The 26,910-nt window shown below is 42.2% G+C and carries 23 protein-coding genes, 2 riboswitches and 1 other annotated feature; of the genes, 17 read left to right on the plus strand and 6 right to left on the minus strand.

Going from position 1 to position 26,910, the window contains the following annotated elements:
- Positions 1-2 precede the first annotated feature (2 nt).
- From G6554_RS07625 to G6554_RS07660, 8 genes are all read left to right on the plus strand, one after another.
- Positions 3-1,418: a glycoside hydrolase family 1 protein gene (locus G6554_RS07625; RefSeq protein ID WP_166240394.1), complete on the plus strand. Its 1,416-nt coding sequence runs from the start codon at positions 3-5 to the stop codon at positions 1,416-1,418.
- Between the two features lie 116 nt (positions 1,419-1,534).
- Positions 1,535-2,398, plus strand: a complete 864-nt coding sequence (locus G6554_RS07630; RefSeq protein WP_166240396.1) for an ROK family protein — start codon at positions 1,535-1,537, stop codon at positions 2,396-2,398.
- A 202-nt stretch (positions 2,399-2,600) separates the two neighbouring features.
- Positions 2,601-4,355, plus strand: a complete 1,755-nt coding sequence (locus G6554_RS07635; RefSeq protein WP_166240398.1) for an ABC transporter ATP-binding protein — start codon at positions 2,601-2,603, stop codon at positions 4,353-4,355.
- 7 nt (positions 4,356-4,362) lie between these two features.
- Entirely contained in the window at positions 4,363-6,183 is a 1,821-nt protein-coding gene (locus G6554_RS07640) for an ABC transporter ATP-binding protein (protein WP_166240400.1), read from the plus strand.
- A 163-nt stretch (positions 6,184-6,346) separates the two neighbouring features.
- Positions 6,347-6,623 (plus strand) — a binding site (T-box leader).
- Between the two features lie 102 nt (positions 6,624-6,725).
- Positions 6,726-7,565, plus strand: coding sequence for an SAM hydrolase/SAM-dependent halogenase family protein (locus G6554_RS07645; RefSeq protein WP_166240402.1), 840 nt, complete (start codon positions 6,726-6,728; stop codon positions 7,563-7,565).
- A gap of 19 nt (positions 7,566-7,584) precedes the next feature.
- Entirely contained in the window at positions 7,585-8,142 is a 558-nt protein-coding gene (locus G6554_RS07650) for an ECF-type riboflavin transporter substrate-binding protein (protein WP_166240404.1), read from the plus strand.
- Positions 8,143-8,456: 314 nt separating this feature from the next.
- Complete coding sequence (locus tag G6554_RS07655; protein ID WP_166240406.1) at positions 8,457-10,169, plus strand: ABC transporter ATP-binding protein; 1,713 nt, start codon at positions 8,457-8,459, stop codon at positions 10,167-10,169.
- Positions 10,160-10,990 (plus strand): energy-coupling factor transporter transmembrane component T family protein, encoded by an 831-nt coding sequence (locus G6554_RS07660; RefSeq protein WP_166240408.1) that lies wholly within the window; start codon positions 10,160-10,162, stop codon positions 10,988-10,990. The genes G6554_RS07655 and G6554_RS07660 overlap by 10 nt, the downstream gene beginning before the upstream one ends.
- Before the next feature lie 52 nt (positions 10,991-11,042).
- Here G6554_RS07660 and G6554_RS07665 read toward each other — a convergent pair whose 3' ends face one another.
- Together G6554_RS07665 and tagU are read right to left on the minus strand one after the other, a co-directional pair.
- On the minus strand, positions 11,043-11,522 hold the full coding sequence (locus G6554_RS07665; RefSeq protein WP_166240410.1) for a glutathione peroxidase: 480 nt from the start codon (positions 11,520-11,522) through the stop codon (positions 11,043-11,045).
- 294 nt (positions 11,523-11,816) lie between these two features.
- Positions 11,817-12,743, minus strand: coding sequence for a polyisoprenyl-teichoic acid--peptidoglycan teichoic acid transferase TagU (tagU, locus tag G6554_RS07670; RefSeq protein WP_166240412.1), 927 nt, complete (start codon positions 12,741-12,743; stop codon positions 11,817-11,819).
- Between the two features lie 894 nt (positions 12,744-13,637).
- Positions 13,638-13,728: riboswitch (cyclic di-GMP riboswitch) on the plus strand.
- 29 nt (positions 13,729-13,757) lie between these two features.
- Here tagU and sinI point away from each other — a divergent pair.
- Positions 13,758-13,889, plus strand: coding sequence for a DNA-binding anti-repressor SinI (gene sinI, locus G6554_RS07675; protein WP_242637707.1), 132 nt, complete (start codon positions 13,758-13,760; stop codon positions 13,887-13,889).
- 95 nt (positions 13,890-13,984) lie between these two features.
- On the opposite strand, the gene G6554_RS07680 is transcribed toward sinI, so the two are convergent.
- The 3 genes from G6554_RS07680 to G6554_RS07690 all read right to left on the minus strand — a co-directional run bounded on the left by G6554_RS07680 (position 13,985) and on the right by G6554_RS07690 (position 17,884).
- Positions 13,985-14,428: a flavodoxin domain-containing protein gene (locus G6554_RS07680; RefSeq protein WP_166240414.1), complete on the minus strand. Its 444-nt coding sequence runs from the start codon at positions 14,426-14,428 to the stop codon at positions 13,985-13,987.
- The gene (locus tag G6554_RS07685) at positions 14,425-15,471 is read right to left on the minus strand and encodes a ribonucleotide-diphosphate reductase subunit beta (protein WP_166240416.1); all 1,047 of its coding nucleotides are present in this window, start codon (positions 15,469-15,471) and stop codon (positions 14,425-14,427) included. Before G6554_RS07685 ends, G6554_RS07680 begins: the two co-directional genes overlap by 4 nt.
- 130 nt (positions 15,472-15,601) lie before the next feature.
- Positions 15,602-17,884, minus strand: a complete 2,283-nt coding sequence (locus G6554_RS07690) for a ribonucleoside-diphosphate reductase subunit alpha (protein ID WP_166240419.1) — start codon at positions 17,882-17,884, stop codon at positions 15,602-15,604.
- 129 nt (positions 17,885-18,013) lie between these two features.
- Positions 18,014-18,214, minus strand: a riboswitch (cobalamin riboswitch).
- 156 nt (positions 18,215-18,370) lie between these two features.
- On the opposite strand from G6554_RS07690, the gene G6554_RS07695 reads away from it, so the two are divergent.
- Both G6554_RS07695 and G6554_RS07700 read left to right on the plus strand, forming a co-directional pair.
- Entirely contained in the window at positions 18,371-18,796 is a 426-nt protein-coding gene (locus tag G6554_RS07695) for an OsmC family protein (RefSeq protein ID WP_166240421.1), read from the plus strand.
- 186 nt (positions 18,797-18,982) lie between these two features.
- Positions 18,983-20,290, plus strand: coding sequence for an ATP-binding protein (locus G6554_RS07700; RefSeq protein WP_166240423.1), 1,308 nt, complete (start codon positions 18,983-18,985; stop codon positions 20,288-20,290).
- Between the two features lie 79 nt (positions 20,291-20,369).
- On the opposite strand, the gene G6554_RS07705 is transcribed toward G6554_RS07700, so the two are convergent.
- A complete protein-coding gene (locus G6554_RS07705) occupies positions 20,370-20,537 on the minus strand; it encodes a hypothetical protein (protein WP_166240425.1) in 168 nt (55 codons plus the stop codon).
- Positions 20,538-20,768: 231 nt separating this feature from the next.
- On the opposite strand from G6554_RS07705, the gene G6554_RS07710 reads away from it, so the two are divergent.
- The 6 genes from G6554_RS07710 (at position 20,769) to G6554_RS07735 (ending at position 26,905) form a co-directional block, all read left to right on the plus strand.
- A complete protein-coding gene (locus tag G6554_RS07710; RefSeq protein ID WP_166240427.1) occupies positions 20,769-21,647 on the plus strand; it encodes a hypothetical protein in 879 nt (292 codons plus the stop codon).
- A 39-nt stretch (positions 21,648-21,686) separates the two neighbouring features.
- On the plus strand, positions 21,687-22,973 hold the full coding sequence (locus G6554_RS07715; protein WP_166240429.1) for a hypothetical protein: 1,287 nt from the start codon (positions 21,687-21,689) through the stop codon (positions 22,971-22,973).
- Positions 22,974-23,182: 209 nt separating this feature from the next.
- A complete protein-coding gene (locus G6554_RS07720; protein WP_166240431.1) occupies positions 23,183-23,815 on the plus strand; it encodes an FMN-dependent NADH-azoreductase in 633 nt (210 codons plus the stop codon).
- Between the two features lie 289 nt (positions 23,816-24,104).
- Complete coding sequence (locus G6554_RS07725; RefSeq protein WP_166240433.1) at positions 24,105-24,743, plus strand: response regulator; 639 nt, start codon at positions 24,105-24,107, stop codon at positions 24,741-24,743.
- A gap of 1 nt (position 24,744) precedes the next feature.
- Positions 24,745-25,851, plus strand: a complete 1,107-nt coding sequence (locus G6554_RS07730) for a sensor histidine kinase (RefSeq protein ID WP_166240435.1) — start codon at positions 24,745-24,747, stop codon at positions 25,849-25,851.
- Positions 25,852-25,966: 115 nt separating this feature from the next.
- Complete coding sequence (locus tag G6554_RS07735) at positions 25,967-26,905, plus strand: ABC transporter ATP-binding protein (RefSeq protein ID WP_166240437.1); 939 nt, start codon at positions 25,967-25,969, stop codon at positions 26,903-26,905.
- The last annotated feature ends 5 nt before the right edge of the window (positions 26,906-26,910 follow it).

Below are 26,910 nucleotides of genomic sequence, written 5' to 3' on the forward strand. Positions count from 1 at the left end.
GTATGGAGAAAGTTTCATGTGAAAATCAAGTAAACTATCGTTTTCCGAACGGATTCTGGTGGGGGAGTGCGGCTTCAGGTCCACAAACAGAAGGTGCTGCGGATTTGGACGGAAGGAAACCAAGTATCTGGGATTACTGGTACAGCATTGAACCAAATTGTTTCCATCATGGTGTAGGGCCCGAGAATACATCTAACTTCTATCATCAGTTTAAAGAAGATATTCAACTAATGAAGGAAACGGGTCATAATTCCTTCCGAACCTCGATTCAATGGTCGCGGTTGATTCCAAATGGAGTCGGGGAAGTGAATCAGCAGGCAGTTGATTTTTACAATCGCGTCATTGATGAACTAATTGCAACTGATATTGAACCATTTATGAATCTCTACCATTTCGATATGCCGATGTGTATGCAGGAAAAAGGCGGCTGGGAAAGCCGGGAAGTTGTCGATGCGTATGTGAATTATGCGGCAACCTGTTTTCAATTATTTGGGGATCGGGTGAAGTATTGGTTTACCTTTAACGAACCGATCGTTCCCGTTGAGGCTAGTTATTTATATGATTTGCATTATCCCCATATAGTCGATTTCAAACGAGGTGCGGCTGTGGCTCACAACACGATTTTGGCCCATGCTAAGGCTGTAGAAGCATTTAAAAAGTTACATCTCGGCGATGCAAAGATTGGCATTATCCTAAACTTAACGCCGTCCTATCCAAGAAGTCAGGATCCAGAAGATGTGAAAGCTGCTCATATTGCCGATCAATTCTTTAACCGCAGCTTCCTTGATCCCGTCACAAAAGGGGAATATCCGAAAGACTTGATTGAGATTTTAAAAGATAAAGAGGTACTTCCGACAGTGGAACCGGGAGATTTAGAGGTCATCAGGAACAATCCCATTGATCTATTAGGTGTGAACTACTACCAGCCGCGACGTGTCAAAGCAAAAGAAGAGCCGGTACCAGCAGGGACTCCGTTTATGCCGGAGCATCTATTTGATCCATATATCATGCCAGGCCGGAAAATCAATCCGCATCGGGGCTGGGAAATTTGTGAGGAAGTCATCTATGACATAATGATCGATATTCGTGACCACTATGGCAATCTTCCATTCTTTATCTCAGAGAATGGGATGGGGGTGGAAGGGGAAGCGAAGTTCCGTAATCCCGAAGGATTTATCGAGGATGATTATCGGATTGAGTTTATCCAGGAACACTTGAAGTGGGTGCATAAAGGTCTGCAAGAAGGGGCGAATTGCCTTGGCTATCACCTTTGGACCTTTATGGATAACTGGTCATGGACAAATGCCTATAAGAACCGCTATGGATTAGTAGAGGTAGATAGAGAGAACAATTTTAAACGAACGATTAAAAAATCCGGCAGATGGTATAAACAGGTAGCTGAACACAATGGTTTTTAACTGAAGTGGAGGCATGCCAATTTGATAACGAGGCCAATTTAATTGGAGCTTTGTTTCATTTCTTGAAGGGATAAGCAGCATCAGGAAGATAAAAGAAACGACAGGGAGGAACCTAAATGTTTGGTGCAATTGAAGCTGGTGGAACAAAGTTTGTATGTGCGGTTGGAGACAAGGGGGGCACGATTATTGACAGGATTAAGATTCCTACGACAGTTCCGGAGGAAACGATGACTGAGGTATTCGCCTTTTTTAAAAAATATGAGCTTGAGGCCATTGGAATCGGCTCATTTGGCCCTATTGATGTGAATCCGGGAAGTCCCACCTATGGGATGATTACCTCTACACCAAAATTGGCATGGAAGAACTTTCCGTTTGTCCAGGCATTACACGATGCTTTTTCCGTACCGATTGGTTTCAATACCGACGTGAATGCAGCGGCATTAGGGGAAGCCGTTTACGGTGCGGCAAAAGGGTTGGATAGCTGCTTGTATATTACGGTTGGGACGGGAATCGGCGCGGGTGCAGTGGTTCAAGGAAGGCTTCTTCAAGGACTGTCCCACCCCGAAATGGGCCATATTCTTGTAAGGCGTCATCCGAATGATGAGTATCAAGGTAAATGCCCCTATCATGGGGATTGTTTAGAAGGTCTTGCAGCGGGTCCGGCAATCGAAGAACGCTGGGGGCACAAAGGGTTCGAGCTAGTAGAACGATTGGAAGTATGGGATGTAGAAGGCTACTATATGGCGCAAGCTCTGATGCAATATATTTTAATCCTATCCCCAAAAAGGATTATTCTTGGCGGTGGGGTAATGAACCAAAAGCAAGTATTCTCCTCCATTTATAAGTACCTGCCGGAGCTGGTCCAGGGTTATGTTTCCTTGCCGGATCTGAGGGAATATATAGTAAGTCCCGGACTAGGCGATGATGCTGGGATTACTGGCTCTCTTTTGCTTGCGCAGCAGGCGTTCAATGGAGAGTAGGTTTCAACGATAAACGATACAAATTGCAAGTGGCCGGGTCATGATGAATCGGCCTTTTTCTATCTACATCTTGATCATATTCTATGGAAAAATTTTTGTTGAAATAAATTTAGATAACCGAAATTTCAAAATGTAGAAATATTTTTGTGTCCTACTTTATATGATTAAAGCATGCCAAAATATTAATCAATGGGAGGAAAAAATGTTAGTTTTTAAAAAGTTAAAATCGTTTTATCTTCCATATAAAAGGGATTTCATTTGGTCAACGCTCTTTCTTATCATCATGGCGGGGATCACCGTTGTTTATCCGGTCATTTTACAGCTGACGATTGATGATGTAGTTCTTGGCGGACACTATCGCTGGGTGCCATGGATTTCCCTTGGATTTATCATGATTATGGCTGTAAAAGGACTGTCCACCTATATTCAGCATTATTTGGCTGATATGTTCGGCATTAAATCAGTGTACAGTTTGCGAAATGCCTTATACGAAAAACTGCAGCGGCTGTCATTCAGCTATTATGATAATGCGAAGACAGGAGATTTAATGTCACGCTTAACCGCAGATGTGGAAGGCTTTCGCTTTTTTGTCTCGTTCGGGTTTGCGGAGGTACTTCGTTTTGTTATTCAAGTCAGTGCCAGTTTATGTGTCATGTTCTATTATTCTGTTTCCCTTACCCTTGTCACCATTATCGCACTCCCCTTCTTGAGTATTGTTGTTTATAAGTTTGACAAAGCGGTACACCCGGCTTTTCGTGGGATTCGTGAATCGTTCGGCCGCTTAAATACAAAGGTACAGGAGAATATAAGCGGGATTCATACAGTTAAAGCCCTATCGAAAGAAGGGGTAGAGATCGAGCGCTTTACTGCCTCCAATCAACATTACAGGGTGAAACAGCTTCATACGGCATCGGTTTGGTCAACGTATTTTCCTTTAATGGAGCTGATCGGAAATATCTCTGTTGTCGCCTTACTAGCATTTGGCGGCTATCAGGTGATTGAGGGGGTCTTAAAACCAGGGGAGCTGGTAGCCTTTTACAGCTTGGTTTGGTATATTTTATGGCCGATCATGAACCTCGGATTTACCATTAATATGTTCTCACAGGCAAAGGCCTCGGGGGAGCGGCTTCTTGAAGTATTGGAAGCGGATGAAACTATTTACGATAAAGAAAATGTAAGATGCAGCGGGGAACTGGATGGGCATGTTGTTTTTCGTCATGTTTCCTTCCACTATCATCAGGAGGAAACAGCTGCCTTGGAAGAGGTGAGCTTTGATGCGGCTCCGGGCTCAACCATTGGCTTCATTGGCGCTGCCGGATCGGGAAAGACCAGTGTCATCCAGCTTCTATCCCGCTTTTATGAACCTACGGCAGGAGATATCCTGATTGACGGCCGCCCGATTAAGGAATATGGGTTAAAAATGCTCCGTTCGCAAATCGGCATCGTATTGCAGGAAACGTTCCTGTTCTCCTCCACCATTAAGGCAAACATTGCGTTCGGAAGACCAGATGCGTCGATGGAAGAGATTATCGATGCTGCTAAGCGTGCTCAAGCACATGATTTTATCATGGAGTTGAAGGATGGCTATGACACGATGCTGGGAGAACGGGGAATGGGCCTATCCGGGGGCCAAAAACAGAGGATCGCGATTGCCCGCGCGATTTGTCTGAATCCCACTATCCTCATCTTAGATGATTCCACAAGTGCCGTGGATATGGAAACCGAATTTCACATTCAACAATCCCTTCGGGAGGTCATGAAGGGACGGACCACCTTTATTATTGCCCATCGTATTTCATCCTTGAAACAGGCAGATGAAATTTTAGTATTGGATCATGGAAAAATTATTGAACGCGGAACACACGAGCAGCTATTGGCCAGCAATGGAACGTATCAACGAATTTATGACATTCAATACCAGGACCAAGAAGCAATTATTCAAAAGGCTGTAAGGTAGGTGGATCATGGAAAAGGATCAAAAGAAACAACTGATCGTGGAGAGGTTCCATTACTCACAGGATCAAGTGATAGATAAATCATTCAACTGGAAACAAATGTGGCGATTATTACAATATCTAAAACCCTATGCCAAAACGTTACTGCCTCTTTCGTTTATGACGGTCATCATCTCAACCGCCATCCGTTTACTTATTCCGATTTTGATTGGCGTTTACACCCTTGATAAGGCGATTATTGAAAAAGATACGCCATTATTAATGAAGCTTGTTTTCATTATTTCGGGGCTTTATCTATTATCATATGTCGTCAATTTACTACGAATCCGCTGGATGAACGAGCTTGGGCAAAATGTTATTTATGACTTACGAAAGCATTTATTCACACATGTCCAGTCCTTATCGCATAGATTCTTTGACCAGCGGTCGGCCGGTTCTATTCTGGTACGGATTATGAATGATATTAACTCCCTGCAGGAACTGTTTACAAGTGGTGTGATTAATCTATTAACCGATTTTCTGCTTTTGTTTGCTACCATTTTTATTTTGTTTTCCTTGAACGCGAAACTCACTATTGCGATTATGGTTATTTTGCCGATTATGTTTTTCATTTCCACAAGCCTTAGAAAAAAAATCCGAATGTCGTGGCAGGAGGTTCGGCTGATTCAGTCAAAAATGAATTCCCATTTAAATGAAAGTATACAAGGAATTCGGGTGACACAGGCATTTAGCCAGGAAAAGGAAAACATTCAATTTTTTAAAGGAATTAACCATGATAATGTTCAAAATTGGAAGCAGGCCGTTCAAAAAAATGCGATGTTTGGCCCATTTGTCGAGATGACCAATGCGGTGGGGACGGCAATCCTAATTTGGTACGGGGCCTATCTTGTTTCGGGTGGTGAATGTACGATTGGAGAATTCGTATCCTTTGCCTTTTATTTAGGCATGTTTTGGGAACCCATTTCCAGGCTTGGACAGTTGTATAACCAACTTCTGATCGGGATGGCTTCATCGGAGCGGATTTTTGAGTTTTTAGATGAAAAGCCGCTTGTGGCAGAGGCAGCAAAACCACGGGCACTTCCGTTCGTCAAAGGGGATATCGATTTTGTGGATGTCGAATTTTCTTATGATGCCACACGCAAGGCGTTAAATGGGGTTTCTTTTTCGATAAAAGCAGGTGAAACCGCGGCACTGGTTGGGCATACTGGGTCCGGAAAGACAACCATTGCGAATTTAGTCAGCCGTTTTTATGATGCGACCGCGGGAGTCGTCAAAATTGATGGTCATCCGATTCAGGAATTGTCCATTCCAGGCCTGCGTTCGCAAATTAGTGCCGTGCTGCAGGATACGTTTATTTTTTCGGGGACGATCCAGGAGAATATACGGTTTGGCAATCCCGAAGCAAGTGATGAAGAGGTGATGGCCGCGGCGAAGGCAGTGGGTGCGGATGAATTTATCAACCAGTTATCAAATGGTTATCTGACAGAGGTGGAAGAGCGCGGAAACGCCTTATCTGTTGGAGAACGCCAACTGCTTTCCTTTGCAAGAGCGCTGTTGGCTGATCCGAAAATTCTTATTCTAGATGAAGCAACAGCAAGCATTGACACGGAAGCAGAAGTAAAAATACAAAAAGCCTTAAAAACGTTATTAAAAGGCAGAACAGCCATCATGATTGCCCACAGATTATCCACCATTAGAGAAGCAGACAAAATCATTGTCCTCGACCACGGAAATATCCTGGAACAGGGAAACCACAACACATTAATGGCCAAACAAGGAGCTTACTATGAACTAATAAAAGCCCAATACAGAATGCTCAACGTGGGCTAAGCGGAGAAGCAGGGGACGGTTTTCTGCTTCCTTTTGTTAGTATGTTTATGAAGTTAGGAATACAGTGAATGCGCTTAATGGGAAAAGGTATTCTCTGACAAGTAGACGCTTGACTATTTAAAGGATAAATAATATAATTTTTATAAATTTCTGATAATTATGAATGAAGGCGATGAAGAGGGAAAGTACGATTCGGTTATTTTACACAGAGAGCTTCGGGAGCTGAAAAGAAGCAAAAATACGAATCCGAAGAATGGCCTCAGAGCTTCGAGCTGAAACAATCCCACTAGATTGGAGTAGGTTCCGACGAGAGTTGGTACTCGTTATCCAAACCACAGTATGAAGAGCAGCATTTGTGCTTGCGTACTTGCAGAGGCTGTTTTGTGTGAGCAAACAGTGAATTAAGGTGGTACCACGTGGCGAACAACCACGTCCTTATCTATTTTCTTTAAATGGATAGGGGCGTGGTTTTTTTTGTTGTGATGTGGGAAGCAGAGAACCGTCCCCTGCTTCAAGAATATAAAACGGAGGAGGCAAATATAATGAATAACAATCTCGTGTTGCAAACTGATTTTGGTACAAGTGATGGTGCTGTCAGTGCGATGTATGGTGTGGCAATTGGAGTGAATCCAGCGATTCGGATTTTTGATCTAACCCATGACATCCCGCAATATCATATTTGGGAAGGCTCCTACCGCTTATACCAGACGGTTTCTTATTGGCCGGCTGGCACGGTATTTGTTTCAGTTGTGGATCCGGGTGTTGGCTCTGAACGGAGAAGTATTGCCGTGAAAACGGCGTTAGGTCAGTATATTATTACTCCGGACAACGGGACGCTTACCCATTTGAAAAAATGTATGGGCATTGCCGAAGCGAGAATCATCGATGAGACTGTCAATCGCCTGCCACGCTCCGGTGAATCCTATACATTTCACGGACGTGATGTTTACGCCTTTACCGGAGCACGGCTTGCTTCCAACCTGATTACATTTGAGCAGGTAGGTCCCGAGGTGCCGGTGGATTCCCTTATTGAGCTGCCCATGGCGGAGCCAAGCATCACCAATCAAGTCCTAACCGGTCACATCGATATTTTAGACATACGTTTCGGGAATTTATGGACTAATATTGACCGCATCCTATTTAAAGATTTATCTGCCGGATATGGCGATTCCTTTGAGGTGACCATTGAAAATGATACCCGCCAAGTCTATAAAAATATCATGACCTATGGCCGGACTTTTGCTGATATTCATTTAGGAGAACCATTACTCTATGTGAATTCACTCGACAAAATTGGCGTGGCGCTAAACCAAGGGTCTTTTGCCAAAGCGTATCATATTGAAACGGGGGCTTCTTGGCAAATCATCATCCGGAAACTTTAATGACAAGGGGGTTTTAAAAATGAAAAGAAATCAATTATCAATTAAAACGATTGTGGCAATTGGAATTGGAGCTGCTGTATTCGTGATTTTAGGAAGATTTGCAGCGATACCAACTGGGGTTCCGAATACAAATTTTGATACTTCGTATGGCTTTTTGGCGTTAATGGCAATTATTTTCGGACCGGTTGCCGGCGGCTTGATTGGGTTAATCGGCCATGCCTTAAAGGATGCGATTTTCTACGGAACGCCGTGGTGGAGCTGGGTCGTCGTCTCTGGAATTGTCGGTTTCTTAATTGGCCTGGCAGCAAAGAAAATCAATATTGAATCGGGCGTTTTTACGGTAAAAAAGATCATTTTGTTTAACGTAGTTCAAATTATCGTCCAAGCGATTGGCTGGTTCGCGATTGCACCAACTTTGGATGTGTTGATTTATGCCGAACCAGTGAACAAGGTTTATTTGCAAGGCCTTGTCGCCGGGGGCTTAAACATGATAACGGTTGCTGTCCTAGGCACGTTACTGCTAAGCATTTATGCAAAAAGCCGCAGTCAAAGCGGCAGTTTAACGAAAGATGTTTAGGAGTTATTATAAAAAGTTTGTTGCATTATTGGATTCGCCGATATACTTGATAATTCGCTGATAAATCAAATTGGCTCTCTGAAAAAGTGTAAATTTACACCCTTACTATTTATATTTCATAATTTATTTAACGATTTAATCCCTCGATGAGCGAATTTCGATGTTCAACGAGCGAATTTTATCATGCAATGAGCGAATTTCGCTGTTCAATGAGCGAATTTTATCATGCAATGAGCGAATTTCGCTGTTCAATGAGCGAATTTTATCATGTAATGAGCGAATTCCAAAAAGCAACAATCCCTAGGAGAAATTTTATGAAAATACCAGTTATTCAATTTGAGAATTATAGTTTTCAATATAGCAGTCAGACGGCACCAACCTTGTGTGAGATCAATTTAACGATACACCAAGGAGAAAAGGTTCTGATTGTCGGCCCTTCTGGGTCTGGAAAAAGCACACTTGGTCATTGTCTCAATGGCCTTGTTCCCTTTTCTTATAAAGGGAAAGTGTCCGGAAGCTTAAAAATTAACGGTGAGGATACAATGGACCTTGATATTTTCACACTTTCCAAAAAGGTAGGGACCGTTCTCCAAGATCCTGATGGACAATTCATTGGTCTTACGGTTGCAGAAGATATCGCATTTGCGCTCGAAAATGATTGTGCACCACAACCACAAATGTTTGAAAAGGTTGGAGACGTTGCGAAAATGGTCGAAATGGAGGAGTATTTGGATTCCTCCCTCCATCATCTTTCCGGGGGACAAAAGCAACGGGTCTCGCTCGCGGGTGTCATGGTCGATGACGTTGAGGTACTGTTATTCGATGAACCGCTTGCCAATCTTGATCCGGCAACAGGAAAATATGCGATTGAACTCATTGACCAGATTCAAAAGAAAACTAACAAAACAGTCGTGATGATTGAGCACCGCCTAGAGGATGTCTTACATTGCTCAGTTGACCGCATCATTGTCATAGATGATGGCAGGATTATCGGTGACATGACCCCCGATGAATTATTGGCTTCACCGCTGTTGGAGCGGTGTTCTGTCCGCGAGCCCTTATATGTGAAAGCAGCCAAATATGCCGGGTGTGCGATCACGCCGGAAATGAAGCCTGCCCATCTTGATAGCTTCCAAGTCGAAAAATACAAAACCCAGTTGGCAGATTGGTTTACAAACGTGAATCCCCTGGAGCCAAGGGAGAAAAAAGAAATTATCTTGGAAGTGAAGAATCTTACATTTTGTTACAAGCCGGGACAACGGGCGATTCATGATGTTTCTTTTTCAATTGAAAAAGGGGAAATGGTCAGCATAGTGGGAAAAAATGGCGCCGGCAAATCGACATTGTCCAAATTAATCTGTGGCTTTGAGAAGCCGAGCGCAGGAGGAATTTATTATCGCGGGCAGGATAGCAGCGGCGATACGATTAAAGAACGGGCAGCACGGATTGGTATGGTGATGCAAAATCCGAATCAGATGATCTCAAAGCAGATGATCTATGATGAAGTGGCACTCGGTCTTTTCATTCGCGCTATCCCGGAGGACGAAATAAAAGCGCGCGTCCTAAAGACACTGAAAATTTGCGGGTTGTATCCGTTCCGTAACTGGCCAATTTCCGCTTTAAGCTTTGGCCAGAAAAAGCGGGTGACGATTGCCTCGATCTTAGTTTTGGAACCTGAGGTGCTGATTCTCGATGAGCCGACGGCAGGGCAGGACTTTCGCCATTATACTGACATAATGGAATTCTTGGTGGAACTCAACCGTCATGGGATCACAATCATCATGATTACTCATGATATGCATCTCATGCTCGAATACACACCGCGGGCGATTGTAATGGCAGGTGGGAGAAAAATAGCCGATGACACAGCGATTCACGTATTGGCCGATTCTGCGATGATCGACCAGGCAAACCTAAAGGAAACCTCCCTTTTTAAACTGGCGGAGCGAGCGGGAATCAGTGAACCGAAGGAGTTTGTCCGGCGATTTATTGCGTATGATCGAGGGGTGAGGCAGAAATGGCAGTAGAGATGCTTTCCTATATTGAGCGGCAATCACCGGTTCACCGACTTACAGGTGTCACCAAGCTGATTTGTTTTATAATTTGGTCCACAATTGCGATGCTCACCTATGATACGCGTGTTTTGGTCTTTCTTCTTCTATTAAGTGTAGGAGTGTTTATCGTTTCCAAGGTAAAGCTGAAGGAAGTAGCTTTTGTCCTCCTATTTATACTATCTTTTCTCATGATTAATAATCTAGCCATCTATGTGTTTTCACCGCAAGAAGGTGTGGCAATTTATGGTACGAGCCATGTGCTGGTAGATATCGGTGGCGGGCGCTATTCGCTTACGCTAGAGCAGCTATTTTACCAAATGAATGTCACGCTTAAATATTTCACTGTCATTCCGGCGGCGATCTTGTTTATCGTGACCACCAACCCGAGTGAATTTGCTGCATCGTTAAACCGTGTCGGAATCAGCTACCGAATTTCCTATGCTGTTGCTTTGGCGTTACGCTATATTCCCGACATCCAACGGGATTTTCGGACGATTGCGCTTTCCCAGCAGGCACGGGGAATGGATATGTCGCGTAAGGAAAAACTACCGAAGCGGATCAAAAATGCCGCCTCGATTATCATCCCGCTTATTCTTTCAAGTCTTGATAAGATCGAAATCATCAGTAATGCGATGGAACTGCGCGGCTTTGGAAAAAACAAAAGGCGCACCTGGTACCGCGCTCGTCCTTTTCAAAAAATAGATATTGTTACTATTATTCTATTCGTTCTGATTTTGGGAGCTTCACTTTCTATCACCTTTCATGACGGCAATCGGTTTTATAATCCGTTTTGAAGCAGGGAGTGGAATAAAAAACGAGCTTTCCGCGAAGGAAAGCTCGTTAAGCTTAAGCCAATATCTTTACTAAATCCGCCTCGATACTACTCGGATCCACCGTTGGCGCATAGCGTTTGATTACCTGGCCGTTACGGTCGACAAGGAATTTGGTAAAGTTCCATTTAATCCGAGGGGATAGAAGCCCCGTCTTTTGTTCCTTTAAATACTTGAATAGGGGGTCCGAAAAAGGGCCGTTTACGTCAATCTTTGCAAAAATAGGAAAGGTAACCCCGTAGTTAATCTGGCAAAATTCAGTTGTTTTATCGATTTCAGCAAATTCCTGATTGTTGAACTGGGAACAAGGGAAGCCTAAAATCTCCAACCCGCGCTCATGATAGGTATCATATAATTTTTGAAGTCCTGTAAATTGGGGAGTAAACCCGCATTTGCTGGCTGTGTTGACGATAATTAATGGTTTGCCCTCGTACTCTTGCAATGATTTTTCTTCACCATTCGGCATTTTTACTTGAAAGTCATACACGGTTTTCATGGCATTCGCTCCTTAAAAATGGATAGTAGGTTAATTCTTCATTAAATTACTCGACCTGGCAAAAGCCTCCATTCAAATCATCCTCAAAATAGCTCAGAGATTGATTACATTATTTCCTTTGTCAATTTTAGACTTTTCATTATATTTTGATAGTATAGATTCAATATATCGTAAAACGGAATGTTGCTCAATTGGATTTTCGAATTTATCGGAAATGATTTATGTTTACTGCCAATTCTCCCTATTAATAGAAAAAGCCGAATGGACCCATTATCCATTCAGCTTTTGCTACCTTTAGTTCAGTTCTAATTGTGCTTTTAATTCATTTTGGACTCTTTGCTTCTCTTCGGGTGACACTAATCCATAATAAATTGAATTAATCTTTGTCCCTTGTTCTTTTATTTCCATTTGCTGAATGTTCTTGCCTGCTTCTTTGTAATTCTTTTGAATGTCCATTAGTTGATCAAACGTTAGGTTCGTCTTTACGTTTTTGCCAAGGGCAGCGAAGATATCTGAGAAGTTAGTCAAGCTTGATACACTTGCTCCTTCTTGAATGACCCCTTGAATGATTTGACGCTGTCTGGTTTGACGACCAAAGTCCCCTCTAGGGTCTTCGTATCGCATACGTGTGTAACTTAAGGCCTTATCACCATTTAGTGTTAAGGGTCCTTTTGTAAAATGGAATCCATCTTGTGTAAAGTCTAAATCATTCTGGACGGTAATGCCGCCCACCGCATTGACGATATCCTTAAATCCTTCCATATTCACCTGCATATAATAATCAATTGGAATATCAAGGAAGTTTTCAACCGTATCCATTGACATTGGAATCCCACCAAAGGCATAGGCGTGATTAATCTTATCTTCTTTTCCCTTTCCAACGATTTCCGTACGGGTGTCACGTGGAATGCTGAGCATTTTGACTGAATTGTTGTTCGGATTAACCGTTAATACGATCATGGTATCGGAACGGCCTTTGTCACCTTTACGTTCATCGACTCCTAACATCAATACAGAAAATGGGTCTTTTTCCTTGAACTTTACTGGTTCTTGGCGTTTTTCGGATTGTTTCCGTTCAATTGGCTGGTGCATCGTATCTACAGCATTTTTAAAAGATTTATAGACGGTGAAGGCATAGGCACCACCGGCAACTAGTAGAACTAACAAGATAATTCCTGTTACCCTTAGCCACTTTCTTTTCTTTTTTTTAGCAGTCCTCATTCGACAATTCCTCCAAAAAATATACAATTATTTTACATCTACCATATAGAATAGCAAAAAAAAGGAAGTGTGGATACAAAAAAATTGTGGAAGTTTACGTTACATTCATTCCCAATATTCCTTTATTTTTCCCATAGGCTTTCATGGTAGATTCACTGTTATCGGCGTAGCCACTGTTTATTCTATACTTGATGCTCTTTATACTTTATTAGATGCTCATTAGCAAAATCATTCACTAATACAAAGGCATGTAGTTTGGTTCTCGAAAAACCCCCCATAAGTGATTGAATCTATTTTTTTCCTCCATTATTTTAAGTCGCTTGAATTTGCCTACTAAAGTCATTGCTTCTTCGAGTGCCTATTTTGAATTTGAATCGCGTTGTGCATGTGCAGTGGTAGTCGTTTCGTACCACGTTCATTTAGTAGATTAGCAAAAATATAGGAAAAATGATAGAAAAAATACAAATTTTAATTCGAGGATCCTATTTGATATAATGATCAGCTGGTTATTAGAAAAGTGCAAATTATGAGAAAACGGTAGAAAAGGCGATAAAAAGAACAATAATTGTATTTATTTGGGCAAAAATGCCTGTTTACTGGGTTTTTCTAATACGGTATTTTGTTTTATACTCGATGTAGTTGTTCGTTATAAAGAGTGAATTCTTCGACGCCATATTCACTGTTCCGTTTTTACTGTTTGGGTATGGGGGGGAATCTGTTTTTTTGTAGAAATATGTAAAAATAAAAGAATGGAAGAAATGAAGCATATCGACAAAATGTAACAAAATGATTAATTGGGACTAGGTATAATAAATATAACACTCAAGAGTGAGTATATGGCCCTATGGGGTTTGAGCAGAAATGATAAGATGGTGTCGTTTCATTGGGATTAGGGGCAGAAAAAGGCAAACCTTTTGAAAAAAGGGGACGCAAAGCCGCGGATCTAAGGCAGGTGGTTGCTTGCTATGATGGCCGGGTTACCTGGAATACGATTGTATTTTAGGGGTGATAAGAATGTTAACGGTAGACAAGGAAATGATGGACATTGACGAAGAATGGTTGAGGCTCATTTTAGAAGCAAAAGAATTGGGATTATCCATTCAAGCCATTCAAGCCTTTTTAAATCAAAAGGAACAACAAGCATAATACCTATGAAAAACCATAACCTACATACATCAAGCTAAAGCATCCCACAAAAAAGTCCTATTTTTTGCGGAATGCTTTTTTCCTTTCATTTGGTGTCAGGCACCATTTTCAATTTTATTCCAAATGATATTAACAAATCTACTGCAGCGTTCTTGGTCTGCCACTTGTATGGCGACTTCAATTTTCAGGGTGGCCGCCAAGCGACTTTGAACATAGAGCATGTCCCTGAAAGCATCGACTGCACCGCAAAATTGAGGGTAAAAGCTATCCCCGCTTCCGACTATACCGGTCACGATATGGTCTACCTCCTCGGTTTCAAATACGCGGTAAAGCGCGAGCATTTCAACTGGAATCTCCCCATCACCCCATGTGTAGGTACCAATAATGACCGCATCAAAGGTAAAAAGCTTCACTACAGGGAAATCCTCAATCCGAAAAAGTTCCGCCATGATCCTTTTCTCTAAAAATAAATCTCTTATGAACTGGACTAGATCTTCTGTATTCCCTGTTTTCGAGGTATACACGATGGCTAGTTTCATAGTTCATCGAATCCGTTCGATTGTGATACCTTCGCATAGGTCCGTGATTTTTGCTCAAAGAAATCCGACTTGGTGCCGTTCATCATTTCATCGCTAAACACATGAATCCATGGCATCGGATTGCTGCGGTCTTCATATAAATTCGCTAATCCAAGCTGGCGCAAACGCTTATTTGCCAAGTATTCCGTGTAGCCATTATATTCGTCCAAATCAATCCCCGTAATATCTCTGAGAATAAAGGCGGCCCATTCCTTTTCTAATTCGACAGCTTGTTCAATGGTTTGATAGATATACTGGATATTTTCCGGATGATTCAATTCCGGATTCTCGGTCAGCAGTATCCGGATAAATTGAGCAATGAAATAGGCGTGCTGCATTTCATCCCGTTGAATATAGCTAATCATCGTGCTCGTTTTCAGCATTTTCTGCTGGCGGGCAAGATGATAGAAAAAGGCAAAACCTGCATAAAAATAAATCCCCTCAAGATTAATCGAGTTCACCGCCAACTGAAACAAATGCTGGGGCGTCGGATTCTCGCGGAAACACTCATATGCCTGTAGGATCAAGTGATTCCGCTTCTGCACGATCGGGTCACTTTTTGCTTGATTGAACCGAGCATTCTGCTCGCTTAAAGAGACAAGGGAGCTAAGAATGTATGAATACGATTCAGTATGCACCGCCTCCTGCTGGGCAATGACGGCAATGATCGCTTTAAAGCTGGAATCCGTCACATAATCCATCACCTGCATCATCGTTGGTGTCTGCAAACTGTCGAGCGATGCCAGCTGGGTGTTAATTCTTAGAAAAACATCCTTTTCTATTGCACTGAGTGTATCCCATTGTTTAATGTCATCCTGCATATTGATCTCTTGGGCCTTCCAAAAATTGCCCAATAGGGTTTGATAAAAGCCGTACATCTGCGGATAGGCGATATCATTCCAGTTAAGCAGACCGGAAGACTCGCCGTTGATGATTCCGGTTGATTTATTAGGAAACTGTGGGTTTAATAGTTTTATTTTTGCTAATGGTGCATGGGGATCCATTTGAAAAAACCTCCTTGTTCATTATGGGCTCTTTTATAAAAGTTTGTTGTATTTTTAAATGCGCTGATAAACGGACAAAAATCGCTGATAGATCAGATTAACTCCGACTTTTTTACGAATACAGCCCCATCTAACTTTGACACGCCTCACATTCGGTAATTTCTGCTTGCGATGTGCTTCTAACGTAATACGTAGTCTTTAGTCCATGCCGCCAAGCTTCCATATGTAAGTTTAATAAATCCCTTGCTTTAATATCATGGCGGACATACAGATTAAAGCTGATCCCCTGGTCAATGTGGCGCTGGCGGGCGGCATTTTGTTTAATGCTCCATACCTGATCCAATTCATGTCGCGCCCGGCGGTAATAGGGATAGGTTCGATGCGTTAAATCTGGTGCAGTGACTTTGAATTTAAAATTTTTCTTCTCCTCCGCATATTCAACGGAATAAATCGGGTCAATTCCATCCGTAGAGCCGCCGATTTTCGCTGTAGAAGAGTTAGGTGCAACAGCCATTAACCAGCCATTGCGGATCCCGTGTTCAGCCATGTCCGTTGCTAACTCCAGCCACCGGTCAGAACGATATTCTTTCCGCGAAAAATAGGCACCCGTTTGCCACTCGGAGCCTTCAAACGCACGATAGACTCCTTTTTCAACCGCCAATTCCTTAGAGGTACGAATGGTGTAGTAGGCAATATCCTCATACAGTTGGTCGGCAAATTCAACCGCAGCTTCTGACTCCCAGTGAATGCCTTTTAGGGCAAGTAGATGATGCCAGCCGAATGTTCCGAGACCGATGGCTCTGAACTTTTGATTGGTTACCTGTGCCTGTCCCACCGAAATCGTATTGAAATCGATGACGTTATCCAGCATTCTTACTTGAATGCGGATTAATCGTTCTAACACCCCGGCCGGAATCGCCTTTGCAAGATTAATAGAAGATAGATTGCAAACCACGAAATCACCAGGCCTGCGAACGATGACAATGTTTCCTTCCTCATCTTGATACTCGTTGATAATTGTTGTGGCCGACATATTTTGTGTAATTTCCGTGCAGAGGTTGCTGCAGTAAATCGAGGTACGCCCAGCGCCGGAAAGATGCTTATTCGGATTTTGTCGGTTCACTTCATCTCGGTAGAACATATAGGGAGTACCGGTTTCCAACTGTGACACCATAATCCGCGCCATGATATCCATTGCCCTGTACGTTTTTCGGGGCAGGAGCGGGTGTGCTGCAGCTTCTTCATACTTTTTGGAAAAATAAAGATAGTCGGTTTCATCATAAAAATCCTCGAGTCCAAGGGGCACCCCGTTTTCATCCTTCCAGCCCATGCACTGCTTCACCTGATGCGGGCAAAACGTGTGCCACTCGCCGATACTTCTGCCATTCTCGTCAGTTTCCTGCAGTTTTTTCATAAACAGATCGGGGATGGCCACGCCGGTAAAAATATCATGGGCTTTGCGGCGTTCATCGCCATTATTCGTTTTCAAATCAAGAAACCCGTTCATGATATCTTTATGAAAAACATCCAAGTACACAGCAATGGCGCCTTGGCGCTGCCCCAGCTGATCGACGCTGACAGCTGTATCATTGACAAGCTTAATCCACGGCACAACCCCCGAAGAGTTGCCCTTGAATTTTTTAATATCGGAGCCGAGGGCACGGACCTTTCCGTAATAGAGCCCAATTCCGCCACCATCTTTACTTAACCGGGCAATATCCCAGTTATTTAAATAAATGCTGTCGAGCGAATCGTCGACCGTATCGATAAAACAGGAGGAAAGCTGGCCGAAACGTTTGCCGGCATTCGCGAGTGTTGGTGTGGCAACGGTCATATAGAGATTGCTAAGTGCCCAATAGGCTTCTTTTACTAGGTGGGACCGTTTAGATGGATGTTCATTTTGCATGATAGTCATCGCAATGATCATAAATCGCTCTTGTGGCAACTCATACACCTTTCGCTCATGATCGTGGGCAAGGTAGCGGTCCGCCAGTAAAAATAAACCGATGTAGGTAAAAAGGCCATCCCGCTCAGCGTCGATCTCTTTCGCAAATTCATCGATTTCCCTTTTTGTATAACTGCCTAGTAGATGGGTAGAATATATGCCGATTTCCGTTAATTGTTTAATGAGGTGAAAAAAATCCCCGTATTTCAGCTGGCGCTCATAACCGCGATTCGTTGCCGCCTGTTGGTATAATTCATTCAAATATAAGTGGGCCGCGACAAACGTCCAATCTGGCTGGTCCATTGCAATCTGATTGACAGCATAGAGAAGCGCTTGCTGGCAGGCGCCTGCCGCATCCCATCCACTGATTTGTTTTTCAAGTACCTTCGTATCTAATTGGTATTTCTCTGAAGCTTGTTTGATACAATCTAGTACCAGTTGCATTTCATCATTTACCTTGGTGGTCATAATCTATCTCCTTCAATAAAAAAATCCGCTCGGGAAATCCTGAGCGGATGAAACGGAACACTACACAAAAGGAAAAATAAAAGCTGCCTTGTGCTGCCACCGTTCATCCTCTTAAGTCCCCGAAGAGGTGAAACTACTTAAGAAAGACAGGTCTCCTGACTTATGCTTCATCCTACTTCTGAGCCCTTCCCATATAAGCGTCTATGTTCATAAACTCTCTCATACAGTGGTTTGCTCATTTCGTCAGCATTTACAGTTGCGGGGGCAGCTCCGGATTCACACCGGATTCCCTTTTAAGCCGCTAGCGGCATCTTTTCCTAAGGTAAATACAATATATAGTTTTATTTTCGAAAAAATTAACAATATGTAGATAATATACTAAAATTAATCATAGTATACTATATTTGAAATGACAAGGATTTTATTAGTGAGAAAAAATAAGGTCGGATTCAATTGGTTATGATAAAAAATGAAAGGGGGTTGAAAATGGATTTTACAATTAACTGGAAAGGGAAAATGGCATTTGGGGGTGTCACTCCATCCGGCCATGAATTTAACATGGATGCAGCATCAGAAGTAGGGGGAGAGAACGGCGGCCCAAGACCGACAGAATTACTATTACAGGCGGTTGCGGGTTGTACAGGAATGGACATCATCTCCATTTTGCATAAAATGCGCCTTGAGCCATCTTCCTTCCAAATGGATGTTACAGGTGAACGTGCCGAAGATCATCCAAAGCGGTTCACTGCCATTACCATTCATTATGCATTCGACGGAGACTTGCCGGAAGATAAGGTGATCCGAGCCATCCAACTATCAAAGGATAAATATTGTTCCGTGTCCCATTCCTTAAGCGCAGAAATCACCGTAAGCTACTCCATCAATGGTGTGAAAGGTGAAAAAAGCATATAAAGCAAGGCGAAGCAAGGGACGGTTCTCCTGCATCATTTCCTGGTACTCTGTGAAGCGCAAGAACTGTCCCCTGCCTCACTGCCTTACTATTTTTAAAATTTACATGATTTAAATAATTTTTTATAATAGAATAAGCATGAATGGGATAGTTTACCTTGATTGATCATAAAGCCAAGGAGTTTTTCTATGAATCTAGATGTTGACATTCTTTTATACCAAGTCGTAAGTGTCCTCTTGCCCATCTCCGTCTATCATTTATTTTTTCATGAACAAGACAGTGAGCGGAGAAAACCTCTATCAAAACTTTCCTTCATCCTGATTATGATTCTAGTACTTGCGATGTCATTCCCAGTGAAGTTTTCTTCGGGGTATATATATGATTTCAGAATTGTCCCCTTTATTATTGCATTTGTGTATGGTGGAACCTTTCCAGGTTTACTGAGTGCGGCGGTTCTTTTAGGATACCGTTATTTCATTGGCGGAGATGGCTTTTATATCGTTTTGATCAATTATTCGCTTTCTTGCATCATTTTCATTTTGATGCAAGATCAATATGAGCTTTTTAAAAAGAAAAATAAGTTGATGTTTGTTAGTTTGGTGTTCTGGGCTAACACGATCATTGTCATCCTCACGCTACTGACAAAGAATCAATTGGCGCAAATTCCCTTTATGTTTGGGTTTTATTTTATTACATGGATTTGCTTGGTGATGGTTGTTTTTATCATGGAAAATGTCAATCAGCAGGCTGAAATGCGGGAGAGATTACAAAAAGATGAACGATTAAATGTAATTAGTCAGCTGTCCGCTTCGGTTGCCCATGAAGTCAGAAATCCGTTAACCTCTGTTCGTGGCTTCTTACAGTTAATGCAAGAAGACGAGAATTTAAAAAATGAACAGAAACAGTATATTGAGATTGCTATAACGGAACTAGACCATGCGCAATCCATCATCAATGATTACCTGTCCCTAGCCAAACCGAACACGGAAGGTTTGACGATTGTCCATATTTCTGAAGAGGTGAAGAAGACGGTCGCACTTATGACTTCTTATTCAAATATCCAAAATATTTCCATTCAAATGAATGTGCAAGATGGGCTTTACATAAAAGGAAATAAAGGTGAAGTGAAACAGGTTTTAGTCAATATTATCAAAAATGGCATTGAAGCATTGGAGACGGGTGGGGATCTTCATGTTGATACCTTTGAAGAGGGCGGAGAGATTGTTATCCAGATCATTGACAGTGGCAAAGGGATGACCAAGAGCCAGCTAGCTAGATTAGGGACGCCTTTTTATACAACAAAAGAAAAGGGGACCGGTGTGGGATTAACCATTTCCTTTCAACTTATTCACGCCATGAAAGGAGTCATTTCGGTAGAAAGCCATCTAGGGCAGGGGACGGCCTTTACGATCCGGTTCCCAAGCCTGCCCGCGCCCAGCACGGCTGGAAGTTTGTCGAATATGGATGGAATTTTAGATCATGAGAAAATCAGTTGAAGGGAGAGGCCAGTTCCGGTGGGGAACAGCCTCTTTTTTAAAATTACTAGTACCGTGCAGGCACCTTTGCCCCTGGAACCTACACTTCATGAACATACGGCCGTTCAGACACGTTTTGTACATCAGATTCGTGAACTAATTCGATATGAAATCTATTGCTCTTCTCCCGAATTTCCAAATAACCTGAGGTATACTTATAGATCACCGCGTAAAGCTTACCCTCGTATAGCACTTCATTCATTTCCATTTTTATATCACCATCCATTTTTTTAAAAAATTAAGTGATTTATATCTATTCCTTATTTCGCTTTTTTATGACAAAAACTTCTTACTCTCAATGAGAAACAGGAAATTAGATACACTCGTTATAGGCGAAAAGAATCGTTTCTAGCGATTGATGGAGAAAACGGACAAAAATTGTTTATTTGACTCGAATGCTTTTCATGAAAGTGACGTAAAGAGGAAAGGGGGTGAGAAGATGCACTTCCGTGATTTTCTTATACCAGCCCTAATGGTGGGAGCAGCCCTGTTTTCACCAGGCCACACATTCGCCGAAAAGGGTGAACCTAATGGACAGGTAAATTCCCATAAAGAAATGGTGCAAACTTCTGAATTAATGGAGCACGGGCCGGTAAAACAGACTAATGTTCCAATTAAGGTTGAAAATGCAAATCCCGTGGGAAAACCCGTGACGATCCCTGAATCCGCTGGTAAAAGTCAAAGCGCAGTAAAACAGCCGCCTTCTAAGGGCGCTCTCAAACGAGCGGTTCCCATTCAAGCAGCTAATGAAACGGTAAAAACTTTGCCGGATCGGGCCAAGGGGAACGGATATGGGTTGTCAGAAACAAAAAATACTGAGAAAATCGTTAATCCGCCTGGGCAAGAGAAAAAGTCTGTCGCTCAGGAAAAGGAAAACGGGTTTATTGATGATGAGACTGAACCTTTCGTTGAGATTACGGTAAAAGATAAAGTAGAATCGACAAAATCGGTTCCTCGCTTCCAACCCCATGGGGAGGATTCCCACACCGTAAACACCAAAAAAGCGGCGGGCTTTGAACCGCGGTTGCCAGTGCCTGTAAAAAAGGAGAAGCCCCCTTCCGGTCAGGAAGAGAGGCCAGCCATTAACACTGTACAACGGTCAAACAATTCGAGCAGTCCGTCAAATGATCGAGTCAGCACAGGAGTAAGCTCCATTAGCTTTTCAGATAAGTGGTTTGAATGGAATAAGTACGTTGAAATGAAGCTTGTCCAACCATACCTTTCTCGCTATGCCTTTATGAATTCTCAATGGGTGAATGCTCCACCTTCGCCTCCGCCGCAAGATGCTCCTTTTTTAAAAACCGTAAACCGCAGCTAATCGCCACGGAACACGAAAATTAAAGGAGCGAATATTAAAATGAAACATTATATAAACACGAATAAAATGATGAAATCTCTTGTATTAACTGGAGCAGTATCCATTGGCGTTTTTGCAGGTGCTCATTTTACTGAAGCGGCAGGACCTGATAAGGTGAAAGTAGAACACTCTGTTCAAGTAAAAGGGGAAAATCCAGTAAAGGCTAATGGAAAAGAACAGCAAGTACCAGCTGCAAAACCTGTAGTTCCTGCAAAACCAGCGGAGCAAGTAGTAAAGGAACAGCCAAAAGTGGAACAAGCAGCCAAATCACAAGCAAGTGTGCATGCAAGTGAAAATGCAAAGTTGCACGCTAATCCAAATTCAGCCGTCCTTGGAAAGATTGGAAAGGCTGAAGATGTGGCTGCGGAAACAACTTCGGTCTCAGAACCAACCGTAGATGTGGAAGAAACTGAAATAACTGAAGTAACTCCGGTACAAGAGCCTGCAGTAGAGGAGAACGTTGACGTTAATATGGACGTTACAACGGATGACCAAGGTACTGAAACCGAAGTGGATGCTGATGAGGCTGCTAAGGCTGAAGAAGATAAAGCAGCTGTTAAAGAAGATGAAAAAAACACAGAAGTTGAGGCTGATTCAGTTGAAGCTACTGTGGATGAAAATGATGCTGACCAAGATTCTGATTCTAAAAAATTCGTTCATGATCGTGAAGGGATCGTGAATACGAAAGATGATGATGAATCAAATTCAGATGAAGAAGAAAATGACACAGACAAAGATGAAAAGGTGAATCCTTCATATGCTAATAAAATAAAATCTCAAGCATACGAGCATGCAAGTGACAATGCTAAAGCACACGCTGCTGCAAATGTGGCTGTTCATGCTGGAGAAGTTACGGAAAACGTAGTTACAGAAGAAAGATCTGAGGAAACAGCTGAAGTTGTTGAGGAAGACAATACAGCGGTTGGAACAATTGCAACTACTGAATCTGAGGGAGATGCTGCGGCAGTTGTTTCAGAAGATGTTACTGTTGAAGCTGGAACGGATGAATCAGTTGAGGCCGTAAATGATGAATCCACAGAAGCAACAGTACAAGATGAAGTTGAAACTGAAGAAGTAAACCCATCTGCAGCAAACAAAGCAAATGCTCAAGCTAGTTTAAAAGCAAGCGTTCAAGCAAAAGATAATGCTGCTGCAAATTCAGCTGTACAAGCTATGACTGTAGATACCAATGATGCAGTTGTAACCGATGATGAAACAACTAAAGAAGATACAACTAATGAAGTAGTTGCAGAAGAAACAGCTGTTGAAGTTGATGCAAAAGAATAGTTTTTATTTGTGCAGGGTTAAAGCATGTATTACTTATATTTACCCTATACGGCACGTATTTGGGGCAGAGAGAAATCTCTCTGCTCCATTTACATACAGGGAAATACCTTCCACTGTTACCAGAGTGTTTTGGTTGACCTGATTTTTAAAATCATATAGTATGAATTTGAGATAATCACAATCAAGATAACTAAGGGAGATCAATATAAATGAACATATTAGTAGTAAAAGCAAATAACCGTCCAGCTTCTCAAGCTGTGTCTAGTAAAATGTATGAGACCTTCATGGAGAACGTAGAAGGTGTGAACGTTACGACTTACGATGTATTTGCAGAGGATATGCCTTACTTTGGCCAGGATTTATTCAATGCTTTTGGAAAAATGCAGTCTGGCGAAGAGTTAACGGATGTTGAACACCGTATTTTAGCAGCAAAGCAAAAAGCTATGGATGCTCTATCAGCGGCAGATGTCGTTGTATTTGCCTTCCCATTGTGGAACTTAACCATCCCAGCTAAATTACAAACATTTGTTGACTATGTATATGCATCAGGTTTTGCCTTCAAATACGATGAAAATGGCCAATTAGTCAGCTTAATGACTGATAAAAAGGCTGTTATTCTTAGTGCACGCGGCGGCATTTATTCCACACCAGAAGCAGCCCCAATGGAAATGGCGGCAACTTATATGAAAAATGTATTTGGCGGCGTTTTCGGTATGCAAATCGTTAATGAAGTCATCATCGAAGGTCACAATGCTAACCCAGCACAAGCTGAAACCATTATTGCAGAAGGTTTAGCAAAAGTGGCAGAAGTAGCAAAAAGCCTTTCCGCCGTGCTAGCATAAGGCGGGCTCTAACCAACTAAAGAATAGTAGAGCAGTGAGATCAATCTCACTGCTCTTTTTCACTTAATCTACTTTCAATCGTATTTGTCGAAAAATAAAAAATTTCCCAGGAGATATTGAAGGATTTCAGATTTCTTTGTAGAAAATAAAATTTTTTGATACAGTCATTTCCCAAATTGTCGATATACAAAGAATCTGGATAGATGATTAGTAGGATGATGCCGGCAGCCCTTTTTCTTGCTATAATAGCGGGTAAAGCAGTGAAAATGAGGAAGGGGGTCAGGGACATATGAAAATAAAGGTCATCATTGCGGATGACAACTCCTTTATTCGCGAAGGTTTGAAAATTATCCTCCATACATATGCAGAGTTTGACGTACTTGATACGGTGAATGATGGAAAAGAGGCAGTGGACTATTGCTTGGAAAATTCAGTCGATGTAGCCCTACTGGATGTACGCATGCCCAATATGAATGGGGTTGAGGCGGCGAAATTGATTACCGAGCAAACCAGCACAAAGCCCCTCATCTTGACCACCTTTGATGATGATGAATATATTCTCGATGCGATCAAAAACGGGGCGAAGGGCTATTTATTGAAAAATAATGACCCTGAACAAATTCGTGATGCCATAAAGAGTGTTTATAATGGAAACAGCATCATTCAGGATGTGATTTTAGAAAAAATAAAGTCGAATCTTACGGAAAAAAAGGAAGCAGAGATGCAAATGGACCTCAGCCAATTTACCGAAAGAGAACGAGACATCATGTCTCTGATTGCAAAGGGGTTCTCCAATAAAGCGATATCGAAACAATTGTTTATTTCCGAAGGGACGGTGGCCAATTATATTACTTCCATCTTAAATAAGACTGGGCTTGAGCACCGCACCCAGATCGCAATCTTCTACCTGAAGGGGAAAGTGGAATAAGATGGAGTTTTGGATGATTGGCACAAAGCTAGTACTCTTACTTTATCTTGCTTTTTATTTTGTTCGGGTGGAGATCGATCATTTCGCCTTAGTGATTCTTACCTTTCTTGGCTATTTCTGTGTCAATATCACGCTCTATCTATTTAATCAGACCATTGTCAAACGAATTCTGCTCGTCATCTCAATAGGCATTTCTATTGTAGCCTGTCTGATGGTTCATCCAATATTTGGTATCTCATTGCCATTATCGATAGTAGAATTGGCCTCAGGATTTTTTGAAAAAAAAGTTCCCGTTCTGCTTCTTTCCATCGCCCCGATTCTTTATATACAAGAATCGTTTCAGCCGTTGTACGGATTAGTGGCCATCTTTTGCTTTATGCTCTATTCTGTCACCGCAAGCTTTAATAAGATGCTGGTGAAGGATGAAGCGCAGATCGATTCAATGCGAAAGGCGATGCAGAAATTAACCAAACACGTAAATGAAAATACCGAGTACATTAGGCAGTCGGAATATACCTTCAAATTAGAGGAACGAAATCGAATTTCACAAGAGATTCATGATAAAATCGGCCACTCGATGACTGGGGCCCTTTTTCAAATGGAAGCCGCCAAACGACTTATCGAAACCGATCCACCTAAGGCAGCTGAGCTGCTGCAAAATGCGATCAATATCTCAAAGGATGGCATCGAAAATATCCGCTTGACGCTGAAAAATATGAAGCCCCCAACGGAACAAGTAGGGATTCACCGCTTGAAGCTGATGATCGATGACTTTAATACCAAACAACCCATCAAAACGGTGCTAACGTATGAAGGAAATTTAGGAATTATTTCGCCAATCCAGTGGAAAATTATTCATGAGAATGTCACTGAGGCACTCACGAATGCCATGAAATATTCCCAGGCTACCGTCGTTTCAATCGACTTAAAGGTATTAAACAAGCTGGTCAGGGTCGAGGTGAAGGATAACGGCGCTGGAACAAAGACAATCAAGAAGGGGCTCGGCTTTATTGGGATGGAGGAGCGGACTGCCGCAATCAACGGGAAAATTATTGTCGACAGTACGCATGGTTTCTCCGTCACCACGCTCCTGCCCATCTCCATATGAGAATCCCACATCGACAATATGAATATCTTCATGTGAAAAGAATGAACGATTGCACTTATGCAGGTTCATTCTTTTTTTTATACTTGAACTATACTAACGACCTTGAGGTGAAAAGATGAACGTATTAGAGATAAAAAATGTTACGAAAAAATTCGCTGATTTTATTGCGGTTGATAATATGAGCTTATCCGTTGCCGAAGGGGAAATCTTTGGTTTCCTTGGGGCAAATGGTGCCGGTAAAAGTACAACGATTAATATGATCGCCGGACTGTTGCGAAGCAATGATGGTCTCATTCGTATTCTTGGGAAAAACGCGGCCAAACACAGCCGTTTTGCTAAAATGAACCTTGGCATGGTTCCACAGGATTTGGCGATCTATGAGGACATGACGGCCTATGAAAACGTAAAATTCTTTGCGGGGCTATACGGTTTGCGCGGTGCGGAACTACATGACCGGGTGGAGGAAGCGTTGGAATTTGTCGGTCTTCAAGATAAACATAAAAGTTACCCTAAAAGTTTTTCCGGCGGGATGAAGCGCCGCTTAAATATTGCCTGTGCCATCGCCCATCGGCCGAAGCTGATCATTATGGATGAACCAACGGTGGGCATTGATCCGCAGTCGCGGAACTACATCCTGGCATCCGTGAGGAAGTTAAATGAAATGGGCTGCACCATCATTTATACAAGCCATTATATGGAGGAAGTGGAGGAGATCTGTTCGCGGATCGCTATTATTGACCACGGAAAAATCATTGCCGAGGGTACGAAGGAACAACTGAAATCGATCATTACCAATACAAAAGACTTATGGATTGAAGTCAAATCGACCGAAAATATAAATCTTCAGTCGATTAAAGATATCCCAGGTGTAGAAGCCGTTGTCGTGGATGAAAATTTTATAAAAATCAACTCGGATACAGGTGTTAATAATCTAAATAATATCATTGAGCACTTTATTAACAGCCATATTGAAATACGCGCCTTACAAGAAAAAGCACCGAATTTAGAGACCGTATTTTTAACCTTAACCGGAAGAAATCTGCGGGACCAATAAGGGGG

This window comes from Bacillus sp. MM2020_4, assembly GCF_011250555.1.
Classification (GTDB): domain Bacteria; phylum Bacillota; class Bacilli; order Bacillales; family Cytobacillaceae; genus Neobacillus.